An 11,994-nucleotide genomic window follows, 5' to 3' on the forward strand; every position below is an offset into this window, starting at 1 on the left:
GCGGTCCACATCGCCGCCATTGTCGCCTATTGGATCAATTGAGTCTGAACCCTAGCCGCCCATTAACGACTGCGCGCGCCTTTCACTTGGGATTGGTATTGCTCCAGGTCGGGACGGCATTGGTGACGCCGACCGACGGCCAACTGTACGTTCCGATCGATGGCGCCGTGACTGTGCCGACCGTTTGTCCTGACGACCCGTAAGACGGTCGCGGCTGGGCCGCGGTCACTCCCGGGCTGCCGTAAGTTGGAGCCAGCACGCTCGTGCTGTGGTGGCTGCTGGATCTGTGCTTCTTCGCTTCGGCTGCGAAAGGCGCCGCCGCCAGCCCGACGCTGACGAGCGCCGCAATGGTGAATTTGATTGAAGTCATCGCCGATCCCTTCGTGGGCCTGTCCTGCCATCTGTTCATGAAGCCGACGATTTTCCAGAGTAACACGTTCATAACTCCGTGCGCACGCGAAAGTGCCGGAGGCCGGCCGCGCGATCCTCGCCTTCGGATCGACCCGAATCAGCGCTAGGGCATGGCACTGACCTTTCTGGATGCGAATGGCATGACCGGCCCCGAACTGAAGCAACTCCGCAACGACCTCTCGGACGCCATCGAGCGGAAGCTTACTGCGGCCGACATGGCCAAACTATGCGCGCTGCCGGAGAAGGGCGGCGCCGACACCATAAGGCGCTGGGAGGTGAGCGGCCCGACGCTGGCTGCGACCAAGCTGCTGCGCGTGCTCGCGATGGCGAGCGAGCGCTATCCGATCATGGAGAAGTTCGACATCTTCGATCGCCATGACGTGCGCGAGGAAGACCGTCCCGCCAAGCGCGCGGCCTTCCGCGCGCAGATGCGCGACGAGGTGCGGCGCCGTCTTGGTTAACGGAACGTGCGCACCGGGTTAGCGCAAGGTGCGCCAGTTAAGCCTTCCTTCACCACTTCTTAAGCCGCCATTAAGCACGAAAATCAATTGCAGCCCAATAAGTTAGGTTGGGCGCCGATGTGCCACGCATGTGACAGCATTTTCATCAAAAGCGAGCTATCTGCAAAACCAACGCGGCGCGGACTGCGCGCCTGCCGGGGACATGAAGTGTTGGAGTTCAAGACTATGAAGAAAATTCTGTTTACGACCGTTGCGCTGCTCGTGGTGAGCGCGGCTGCGCCCGCGATCGGTGCCGATCTCGGCGCGCGCCCCTATTACAACAAGGCGCCGGCCTATGCCGCGCCGATCTACAACTGGACCGGCTTCTACATCGGTGCGCATGTCGGCGGCGCGTTCACCAGCGACAACAATTTCAACGGCCTCTCCACCGGCAACAACGGCAACGGCCGTTTCCTCGGCGGCCTGCAGGCCGGTGCGGACTGGCAGGTCAACCCGAACTTCGTGGTCGGCGCCGAAGCCCAGTATTCCTGGCTCTCCGGCAATGTCGGCGCGGTGTTCCCGGGCGGCGTGGCCTACACCAACGACCAGCGCGGCCTCGGCTCGATCACCGGCCGTGTCGGCTACACTTGGGGCCCGGGCCTGGTCTACGTGAAGGGCGGCTACGCCTATTCCGACAACAATGAGAAGGTGACCGTTGGCGGCGTGCCGACCGGCTTCATCATCTCCGGCGATCACAGCAACGGCTACACCGTCGGCGCCGGCCTCGAATACATGTTCGCACCGAACTGGTCGGCCAAGGCCGAGTACCAGTATTACAATTTCGGCGACGCGCACTTCACCGCGGGTCCGCTGGTCGGCACCGGCAACTTCACCACCGACGACCACACCTTCAAGGCCGGCGTCAACTACCGCTTCAACTGGGCAAGCCCGGTGGTCGCACGCTACTGATCGCGCGCGAAAACGCTCATCGCCATCGAGGGCCGGCATCGCTGCCGGCCCTTTCATTTTTCGCCCTGCGGAACTGCCAAGCATTTGTGCAACTTGCGATTTTTTAACCCGGGCCGAGGATACTGCGCAGCGAAAATGAGAGATCATCGGTGCTGGGGGAATTTTCGATGGCGATCCGTCTGAGCTTGGGCCGTTTCAAGCCACGCTTCAAAATGCCGAAATGGGGATTGCGTGGCAGCCTGATCGCGGCGTTCGCCGTGATCGCGGGCATGGGCCTCCTGATCGCAGCCGGCGCCGGCTTCGTGTTCAACCATCTCGGCTCGACCATGATGGATTTGAGCGGCCGCGACATCCCGCGCCTCGCCGCCAGCCTTCAACTCGCCTCGCAAAGCGCGACGCTCGCAGCACAAGGCCCCGGCCTGCTCGCATCTCCGACAGATGACGCGCTGAACGATCGCACCAAGAACGTGAAGGACATCCAGCAGCAGGCAATGGGCAAGCTCGGCGAGATCATCGAGCTCGGCGCCGACCAGCAGACCGCGAATGCACTGCGCGATACCGCCAAGAGCATCGACGACGCCACGCAAAGCCTCGTCTCGGCGGCGCGCGAACGGCTCGACACCGGCGCGCTGCACGAGAAGCAGTACGAAGCGCTGCGCAAGGCGCAGATCGCGTTCGTCGGCGCCGCCGGCCCCGCGATGCTGGATACACAGACACGCCTGAACGCGATCCTCGGTTCGGCGGAAGTGTCGGCCGATGACGCCACCGAGGCCGCGCGCACCGTCGCCCAGGTCTCGACCATCTCCGCCAATGGCAATCTGATGGCCGCCGACATGATGGCGGCACTCTCGGCCAACAGCAGTGATACGCTCGAAGCCATCGAGAAGGAATTCAAGACCACCCGCGACCGCGTCAAGTCGAACCTCGAGGACCTCCCGAACATTCCCTCGATGCAGGCCGTGCGCACCGCCGTGGAGAAACTGTTCGCCTTCGGCGAGGGCAAGACCGGCGTGTTCAAGATCCGCCAGAAGGAGCTCGACTCCATCGACTACGGCCAGACCATCCTGGACGAGACCCGCAAGCTCAATGTCGGTCTCGGCATCAGCGTGCAGGCGCTCGTCGACGGCGTGCAGAAGGAGACCAATGCGTCGACCTTCAGGGCGCGCCAGGAGATCTCGCTCGCCACCACCGCGATGCTGGCGCTGGGCGGGCTGACGCTGATCGGCTCGGCGTTGTTCGTCTGGCTTTATGTCGGCCGCAACATCCTGCGCCGCATCCGCGAGCTTCAGCGCGCCATGCAGCTGCTCTCCGCCGGCGACCTCGACACCGAGATCGTCCGCTCGCGTCAGGACGACGAGATCGGCGCGATGAAGGAAACGCTGACGGTGTTCCGCGACAGCATGATCGAAGCCCGCGCACTTTCGAGCGAGCAGGACAAGGATCGCGTCGTCAAGGCCGAGCGTGCCGCGCATTTGGAAGCGAAGATCGCCGAGTTCGAGGGCACGGTGCGCAGCGCGCTCGACAATCTCGCGCAATCGGCCAATTCGATGCAGGCAACCGCACAGAGCATGTCGACCACCGCCGACCAGTCCAACGCGTTGGTCAACGCGGTTGCCTCCGCCGCGGAAGAGACCTCGGTCAACGTGCAGACCGTGTCGTCGGGCACCGAGCAGCTGTCTTCGTCGATCGAGGAGATCAGCAAGCAGGTCGTCACCTCGGCTGCGATCGCCAAGAAGGCGGTCGACGAGGCCGGCGCTACCGACACCACGGTGCAGAGCCTTGCCGACAGCGCCAGCCGCATCAGCGTCGTGGTCGACCTGATCCAGACCATTGCGTCGCAGACGAACCTGCTCGCGCTGAACGCCACCATTGAGGCCGCACGCGCGGGCGAAGCCGGCCGCGGCTTCGCCGTGGTCGCCTCCGAGGTGAAGAGCCTCGCCAGCCAGACCGCGAAGGCGACGGAAGAGATCCGCACCCAGATCGCCAGCATGCAGCAGGTCACGACATCTGCGGTCGGCGCCATCCAAGGCATCGGCCGGATCATCGGCGAGATCAACGATGTCACCACCACGATCGCGGCTGCGGTCGAGGAACAGGGTGCTGCGACCCGCGAGATTGCCCGCAACATCCAGCACGCGGCCGGCGGCACCAGCGAGGTCTCCAGCAACATCGTCGGCGTCTCCACGGCTTCGGCCGAGGCCGGCGCTGCGGCCACCGAGGTGCTCAGCGCATCGGATGCGCTCCGCCGCGAAGCCGACATGCTGCGCGGGGAGATCGACGCGTTCCTCAACAACATGCGGGCGGCCTGATTGTCATTCCGGGGCGCCTCGAAGAGGCGAACCCGGAATCTCGCACTACAATCGCCGGATTCCGGGTTCGCGCTCCGCGCGCCCCGGAATGACATCGTTTTTGGCGCTGCCAACCGGCACACGGAAAAACACCACGCGGTATGACCGCCATGCGGAGACCACGGGCCGTCCTTTTTCGGCTGGCGCCCCGCCCGCGCTGGGTTTAAGCCGATAGCATGAACGCAAAAATCGAACCCGTGCAGTCCTCGGCCGAGGCCCTGCGCTATCCCTGGGACCAGCATCCCGGCCATGACGAGATCGTGGAAGTGCGGCCCGGCGTGTTGTGGGCGCGGCTGAAGCTGCCGTTTCGCCTCAACCATGTAAACATCTACCTGCTCGCCGACGGCGACGGCTATGCGATGGTCGATGCCGGCTTCGGCAATGAGGAGACGATCGAGGCCTGGACCAAGCTGTTCGAGGGCCCGCTCAAGGGCGTCCACATCACGCGCCTGATCGTCACGCATTCGCACCCCGACCATGTCGGCCTCGCGGGCTGGATCGTCGAGCGGTTCAACTGTCCGCTAGTGATGTCGCAGGTGGAGTATCTGCAATCGGTCTACCACCAGAACCGCGGCACCGAGGAGCGGCGCGAGGCGCAGCGGCTGTTCTTCCGCCGCCATGGCATGGACGAGTCGCTCACCGAGAAGCTGCTCGGCCGCGGCCAGGATTATCTCAAGCGGGTCTCGGTGCTGCCGCCGTCCTACCGCCGCATCTCGCATGGCGACGAAGTCGTGATCGGCACGCGCCGCTTCAAGGTGATCACCGGCGGAGGGCATGCGCTCGACCAGGTCATGCTCTATTGCGCCGACGACAAGTTGTTCCTGTCGGCCGACCAGGTGCTGAGCAAGATCTCGCCGAACGTCAGCGTATGGGCGGTCGAGCCCGACCAGAATTCGCTCGGCGAATATCTGGCTTCGCTCGCGAGCCTCACCACCACCCTGCCCTATGATCTGCTGGTGCTGCCCGGTCACGGCGTGCCGTTCTACGGGCTCAAGACCCGCATCAAGCAGCTGGCCGATCACCACGAGGAGCGTTGCCGCCTGATCGCGGAAGCCTGCCGCGAGGTGCCGCAGACCTCACGCGCGCTGGTGCCTGTCGTGTTCAACAAGCACGTGCTCGACGAACACCAGATGGGCTTTGCCGCCGGCGAGCTCGTCGCCCACGTTAACTACATGATCGTCGAGGGACGGCTGACAGCCGAGACCAAGGACGGCGTGCTCCAGTTCCGGACGACCTAAGCTCTCTCCCACATCCGCCTTGGCCGAAGCTCCGGCGGACAACAGCGAGTGTGGGAGCACGGATGATGCAGGGCAGCATTATATCTCGCGCGAACTTGATCGGGATCAAGTTTCAGATCGCACGATAGGGCATTTTGCCCAAATGCCCCCCATCGCCAAATGTGGGATAGCGCATAGACATTAGAGCTGGAAAAGCTCTAAGGATATCCGCCCTTTTGGTCAGTTCCGTCTCAGGTTGCACCGATGGATTACGCCGAGTTCTTCAATTCCGCCCTCGATCGCCTCCATAGCGAGCGCCGTTATCGCGTGTTCGCCGATCTGGAGCGCACGGCCGGCCGGTTCCCGCACGCGGTCTGGCACTCCCCGAAGGGCAAGCGCGATGTCGTGATCTGGTGCTCCAACGATTACCTCGGCATGGGCCAGCACCCGAAGGTGGTCGGCGCCATGGTCGAGACCGCGACCCGCGTCGGCACCGGCGCAGGCGGCACCCGCAACATCGCCGGAACGCATCATCCGCTGGTGCAGCTCGAAGCCGAGCTCGCCGACCTCCACGGCAAGGAAGCCGCGCTGCTGTTCACCTCGGGCTATGTCTCGAACCAGACCGGCATCGCCACCATCGCAAAACTCATTCCGAACTGTCTCATCCTCTCCGATGAGCTCAACCACAATTCGATGATCGAGGGCATCCGCCAGTCCGGCTGCGAGCGGCAGGTGTTCCGCCACAACGATCTCGCCGATCTCGAAGCGAAGTTGAAGGCTGCAGGGCCTGACCGGCCGAAGCTGATCGCCTGCGAGAGCCTCTATTCCATGGACGGCGACGTCGCGCCGCTCGCCAAGATCTGCGATCTCGCCGAGAAGTATAAGGCGATGACTTATGTCGACGAGGTCCATGCCGTCGGCATGTACGGCCCGCGCGGCGGCGGCATTGCCGAGCGCGACGGCGTCATGCATCGCATCGACATTCTCGAAGGCACGCTGGCGAAAGCGTTTGGCTGCCTCGGCGGCTACATCGCCGGCAACGGCCACATCATCGACGCCGTGCGCTCCTACGCGCCGGGCTTCATCTTCACCACCGCGCTGCCGCCGGCGATTTGCTCGGCCGCAACGGCTGCGATCAAACACCTGAAGACCTCGAGCTGGGAGCGCGAGCGCCATCAGGACCGCGCCGCCCGCGTCAAGGCGATCCTCAACGCCGCAGGCCTCCCGGTGATGTCGAACGAAACCCACATCGTACCGCTGTTCGTCGGCGATCCCGAGAAGTGCAAGCAGGCCTCGGATATGCTGCTCGAGGAGCACGGTATCTACATCCAGCCGATCAATTACCCGACCGTCGCCAAGGGCAGCGAGCGCCTGCGCATCACGCCCTCGCCCTATCATGACGACGGCCTGATCGATCAGCTCGCCGAAGCCCTGTTGCAGGTGTGGGACCGCCTGGGCCTGCCGCTGAGTGAGAAGTCGCTGGCGGCGGAGTGATCCGTCGTCCTGGCGCCAGGACCCATTACCCCGACCGCGATTAATGCAGCACGCTGGGGCCGCGGCGTGCCCTTAACGACGCCCTGTGGCTATGGGTACTGGCTTTCGCCAGGACGACGATAGAGCTTACACCTTAACTTCAACCCCAGTTCCCGCCCCCGCCGGCGATTTCGCTGTCGCCTCCATCAGGCCAACGCGCTAGATTTACTGGGAAAATGAGAGCGGGCGCGGTCCAGCGCCCATGGGAGAAGCACGCTCGCCATGCTGCACGATTGGGGCGTGATTGCTGCCGCCTTCGGCTATATCGGCTTCCTGTTCCTGGTGGCGAGCCATGGCGACCGCCGCTCGCAGGCCAAGGCCGGCCGTGCGTCCGGCCTGATCTATCCGCTGTCGCTGGCGATCTACTGCACCTCCTGGACCTTCTTTGGCTCGGTCGGCTTTGCCACCCGCACCTCGACCGACTTCCTTGCGATCTATGTCGGCCCGATCCTGATGATCGGTCTCGGCGCCGGCGTCTTGCGCCGCGTGATCCAGCTTGCGAAGGCGCACAACATCACCTCGATCGCGGATTTCATCGGCGCTCGCTACGGCAAGAGCCAGGCGGTGGCGGCAACGGTGGCGCTGATCGCGATCATCGGCTCGGTGCCCTACATCGCCCTGCAGCTCAAGGCGGTCGCCTCCTCGCTCGAAGTCATCCTGAGCGAGGACCAGGCGTTCTCCCACATCCCGATCCTCGGCGACATCGCGCTGATGGTGACGCTGGCGATGGCGGCGTTCGCGGTGCTGTTCGGCACCCGGCAAACCGACGCCACCGAGCATCAGCACGGCCTGATGCTGGCGGTTGCGACCGAGTCCACCATCAAGCTGGCTGCCTTCCTCACAGCCGGCATCTTCGTCACCTTCTGGATGTTCTCGCCGCACGAATTGATCGAGCGCGCGATGAAGACGCCGGAGGCGGTGCGCGCCATCGATTATTCGCCGTCGATCGGCAACTTCCTCACGATGACGCTGCTGTCGCTGTGCGCGATCATGCTGCTGCCGCGCCAGTTCCACGTCAGCGTCGTCGAGAACTCGAGCGATGCCGAGGTCAGCCGTGCGCGGTGGCTGTTCCCGCTCTATCTCGTCGCCATCAACGTGTTCGTGATCCCGATCGCGCTCGCCGGCCTCATCACCTTCCCGTTCGGCGCGGTCGACCCTGACATGTACGTGCTGGCGCTGCCGATGGAGGGCGGCGCGGGACTTCTCAGCGTCGCCGTTTTTGTCGGCGGCCTGTCGGCCGCGACCGCCATGGTGATCGTCGAATGCGTCGCGCTCTCCATCATGGTGTCGAACGATCTCGTGGTACCGCTGGTGCTGCAACGGCGGCCCGAGGGCCGCACCGGCGGTACCGATTTCGGCGACTTCCTGCTGCGCTCGCGGCGGCTTGCCATCTTCGCCATCATGGTGATGGCCTATTTCTACTATCGCGCGCTCGGCAATGCCCAGCTCGCGGCGATCGGCCTGTTGTCCTTTGCCGCCATTGCGCAGCTCGCACCGGCCTTTTTCGGCGGCCTGTTGTGGCGACGGGCCACCGCGCGCGGCGCCATCGGCGGCATGCTGGTCGGCTTCGCGGTGTGGTTCTACACGTTATTCCTGCCGAGCTTCATGGACACGTCGACATCAGGCCTGTTGCTTCTCCAGCACGGCCCCTTAGGCATCGAGGCGCTGCGGCCGCAGGCGCTGTTCGGCGCCGACCTGTCGCCGCTGATGCATGGCGTGGTCTGGTCGCTCTCGCTCAACATCCTCACCTATGTGCTGCTGTCGCTGGCGCGGCAGCCCTCCTCCATCGAGCTGGTGCAGGCCGATCTGTTCGTGCCCAACACGCTCGCCCCGATCGCTCCGAATTTCCGCCGCTGGCGCACCACCATCACGGTTCAGGACATCCAGGCCACGGTCGCGCAATATCTCGGGCCCGAGCGCGCCCAGCACTCGTTCGAAGCCTTCTCGGCTCGGCGCAATATGCGGCTGGAGGCGGGAGCGCCCGCCGATTTCGAGCTGCTGCAGCACGCCGAGCACCTGATCGCCTCCTCGATCGGGGCTGCGTCGTCGCGCCTCGTGATGTCGCTGCTGTTGCGCAAGCGAACCGTGTCCGCGAAAGCCGCGCTAAAGCTGCTCGACGATTCCCATGCGGCGCTGCATTTCAACCGCGAGATCCTCCAGACCGCGCTCAACCATGTGCGCCAGGGCATTGCGGTGTTCGACGCCGATCTGCAGCTGATCTGCTCCAACAGGCAGTTCGGCGACCTGCTCAACGTACCCCCGCATTTCATCCAGTTCGGCACGCCCTTGCGCGAGATCCTGGAATTCATGGGCGTGAGTGGTCCCGCCGGCGAGACCGATCGTGAAGCAATGATCGAGCAGCGGCTCGTGGCTTACACCACCGACAGCGAGCCCTACCTCGAACGCCTGCCGGAGCGGCACATGGTGATCGAGGTGCTCACCAATCGCATGCCCGGCGGCGGCTTCGTCATCACGTTCACCGACGTCACACCGACCTTCGAGGCGGCGGAAGCGCTGGAGCGCGCCAATGCAACGCTTGAGAAGCGCGTGCGCGACCGCACCGAGGAGCTGACGCGACTGAACTCGGAGCTGGCGCTGGCCAAGAGCAGCGCCGAGGACGCCAGCATCTCCAAGACACGCTTCCTCGCGGCCGCCAGCCACGACATTCTCCAGCCGCTGAACGCAGCGCGGCTCTATGTCACGAGCCTGGTCGAGCGCCAGCACAATGGCGAGGAGACGCGGCTTGTCGAGAATATCGACGAATCGCTGCAGGCGATCGAGGAGATCCTTGGCGCGCTACTCGACATCTCCAGGCTCGATGCCGGCGCAATGGCAACCTCGATTTCGAGCTTCAAGATGGCCGATCTGATGCGCTCGCTGGAGATCGAGTTTGCCCCGATCGCGCGCGCCAAGGGCCTCGATCTCACCTTCGTGCCCTGCTCGCTGCCGGTCGAGTCGGACCGGCTGCTGCTGCGGCGGCTGTTGCAGAACCTGATCTCGAACGCGATCAAATACACCCCGCGCGGGCGGGTGCTGGTCGGCTGCCGCCGCCGTGGGGCCTCGCTCACGATCAACGTCTACGACACTGGTGTCGGCATTCCCGCGGTCAAGCGTGGTGAGATCTTCAAGGAGTTCCACCGCCTCGAGCAGGGTGCGCGGATCGCGCGCGGCCTTGGCCTCGGACTCTCGATCGTCGAGCGGCTGGCGCGCGTGCTCAAACACGACATCGCCATCGACGCCAATGCCAGCGGCGGCTCGCTGTTCTCGGTGACGGTCCCGACGGCGAAAGCCGTGACGCTCACCGCTGCGGTAACAAGCGCAACGCCGCTGGCCCGCACGCCGATCTCGGGCGCGCTGATCGTCTGCATCGAGAACGACGCCGCCATCCTCGACGGCATGCGGACGCTGCTGAAAGCCTGGAACGCCGAGGTGATCGCCGTCGCCGATCCCGAAGGCGCGATCAGCGCGATCGAGGCTGTCGGCAAGCGCGTGACCGGGCTGCTCGTCGACTATCACCTCGACCGCGGCAACGGCATCGCCGCCATCCGCGACATCCGCCGCCGCTTCGGCGACGGCATCCCCGCGATCCTGATCACCGCCGATCGCAGCCCTGCGGTGCAGAGCGCAGCGCGCGACGAGAAGATCGCGGTGCTGAACAAGCCGGTGAAGCCGGCCTCGCTGCGCGCCCTGCTCGGGCAATGGCGCACCCAGCAGATGGTGGCGGCGGAATAGGCTAGCTCAGGCGCCGCCGTCGGCATCGATCACGGCCTTGGCAAAGGCCTGCGGCGCTTCCTGCGGCAGATTGTGACCGATGCCGCCGGTGATCAGGCGAAAATCGTAGCGGCCGGAAAACCTCTTGGCATAGGCGCTGGGATCGGGGTGCGGCGCGCCGTTGGCATCGCCCTCCATCGTAATCGTCGGTACGCTGATGATGGGAGCAGAAGCCAGCTTCTTCTCGATCTCCTCATACTTCGCCTCGCCCTTCTCGAGCCCGAGTCGCCAGCGGTAATTGTGGATCGAGATCGCGACGTGATCCTTGTTCTCGAAGGCTTTCGCGCTGCGATCGAAGGTGGCGTCGTCGAACTTCCACTGCGGCGAGGCCAGCTTCCAGATCAGCTTGGCGAAGTCATGCGTGTACTTCTCATAGCCGGTGCGGCCGCGCTCGGTCGCGAAATAGAACTGGTACCACCATTGCAGCTCCGCTGCCGGCGGCAGCGGCGCGCTTCCCGAAGCCTGGCTGGAGATCAGATAACCGCTGACCGACACCAGCGCACGGCAACGCTCCGGCCACAGCGCGGCAATGATGTCGCAGGTGCGCGCGCCCCAGTCGAAGCCGGCAAGGACCGCCTTCTTGATCTCGAGCGCATCCATCAGAGCGATGATGTCGGCGGCCAGCGCACCCGGCTCGCCGTTGCGCGGCGTCTCGCCGGACAGGAAGTTCGTCGAGCCGTAGCCGCGCAGGTAAGGGACGATGACGCGATAGCCGGCCTGCGCCAGGATCGGCGCAACGTCGACGAAGCTGTGAATGTCGTAAGGCCAGCCGTGCAGCAGGATCGCGACCGGGCCGGTCGCAGGACCAGCTTCCGCGTAGCCGACATCGAGGACACCGGCATGGATCTGCTTGATCGGACCGAAGGACGCGTTCGATGCGGCGGCTGCCGTTTCGGCGCGCGCGAGGTCGATCACGCCGAGCCCCGCTGCGACGGTCCCGGCGGCGATGCCGAGGAATTGGCGGCGATGCTGGTCGATCATCTGTGTCATGGTCTTGATACCTTAATGGTGGTTCTCGGCGGCGCCTGGTCGCCGTTTGGCTCCGACGCTCCTTGCCGCTACGCAACTGACTATCAGCCCGTTACCCGGAGCGCCCGTTTGGAGTTGTGAGATGTTGTGAGGCAAGGCACGGAACCCGAGGGCACGGATCCGCGAGGAGGCCTAGTTTGGGCTTTAGACACCCGCGTCAACGCACGCCCTTGTGAGTTTACTGAGCCGCTGCTGCCACGACCTCGTCATTGCGAGCGCAGTGTTTAGCCCGGACACATAGCTTACACTTGTTCGGAGACATGGTTGACACTTTTG

The 11,994-nt window shown here is 64.6% G+C and carries 9 protein-coding genes; 7 read left to right on the forward strand and 2 right to left on the reverse strand.

Annotated elements, in window-relative coordinates; all coding sequences use genetic code 11:
• Positions 1-82 precede the first annotated feature (82 nt).
• The gene (locus Q0687_RS23190; RefSeq protein WP_298881860.1) at positions 83-370 is read right to left on the reverse strand and encodes a hypothetical protein; all 288 of its coding nucleotides are present in this window, start codon (positions 368-370) and stop codon (positions 83-85) included.
• Between Q0687_RS23190 and Q0687_RS23195 the strand changes: the two genes are divergently transcribed.
• The 7 genes from Q0687_RS23195 to Q0687_RS23225 all read left to right on the forward strand — a co-directional run bounded on the left by Q0687_RS23195 (position 264) and on the right by Q0687_RS23225 (position 10,650).
• A complete protein-coding gene (locus Q0687_RS23195) occupies positions 264-518 on the forward strand; it encodes a hypothetical protein (RefSeq protein ID WP_298881881.1) in 255 nt (84 codons plus the stop codon). The genes Q0687_RS23190 and Q0687_RS23195 overlap by 107 nt on opposite strands.
• 33 nt (positions 519-551) lie before the next feature.
• Positions 552-872 carry a hypothetical protein gene (locus Q0687_RS23200; RefSeq protein WP_363323983.1) on the forward strand — a complete coding sequence of 107 codons (321 nt, stop codon included), beginning with the start codon at positions 552-554 and terminating at the stop codon, positions 870-872.
• Positions 873-1,097: 225 nt separating this feature from the next.
• Positions 1,098-1,820 carry an outer membrane protein gene (locus Q0687_RS23205; RefSeq protein WP_298881864.1) on the forward strand — a complete coding sequence of 241 codons (723 nt, stop codon included), beginning with the start codon at positions 1,098-1,100 and terminating at the stop codon, positions 1,818-1,820.
• Positions 1,821-1,987: 167 nt separating this feature from the next.
• On the forward strand, positions 1,988-4,129 hold the full coding sequence (locus tag Q0687_RS23210; protein WP_298881866.1) for a methyl-accepting chemotaxis protein: 2,142 nt from the start codon (positions 1,988-1,990) through the stop codon (positions 4,127-4,129).
• A gap of 215 nt (positions 4,130-4,344) precedes the next feature.
• Entirely contained in the window at positions 4,345-5,406 is a 1,062-nt protein-coding gene (locus tag Q0687_RS23215) for an MBL fold metallo-hydrolase (protein WP_298881869.1), read from the forward strand.
• Positions 5,407-5,649: 243 nt separating this feature from the next.
• A complete protein-coding gene (hemA, locus tag Q0687_RS23220) occupies positions 5,650-6,879 on the forward strand; it encodes a 5-aminolevulinate synthase (RefSeq protein ID WP_298881872.1) in 1,230 nt (409 codons plus the stop codon).
• A 261-nt stretch (positions 6,880-7,140) separates the two neighbouring features.
• On the forward strand, positions 7,141-10,650 hold the full coding sequence (locus tag Q0687_RS23225; protein ID WP_298881875.1) for a PAS domain-containing hybrid sensor histidine kinase/response regulator: 3,510 nt from the start codon (positions 7,141-7,143) through the stop codon (positions 10,648-10,650).
• Between the two features lie 6 nt (positions 10,651-10,656).
• On the opposite strand, the gene Q0687_RS23230 is transcribed toward Q0687_RS23225, so the two are convergent.
• Positions 10,657-11,679: an alpha/beta hydrolase gene (locus Q0687_RS23230; RefSeq protein WP_298881878.1), complete on the reverse strand. Its 1,023-nt coding sequence runs from the start codon at positions 11,677-11,679 to the stop codon at positions 10,657-10,659.
• Between the last annotated feature and the right edge of the window lie 315 nt (positions 11,680-11,994).

This window comes from uncultured Bradyrhizobium sp. (assembly GCF_936928535.1).
GTDB lineage: Bacteria > Pseudomonadota > Alphaproteobacteria > Rhizobiales > Xanthobacteraceae > Bradyrhizobium.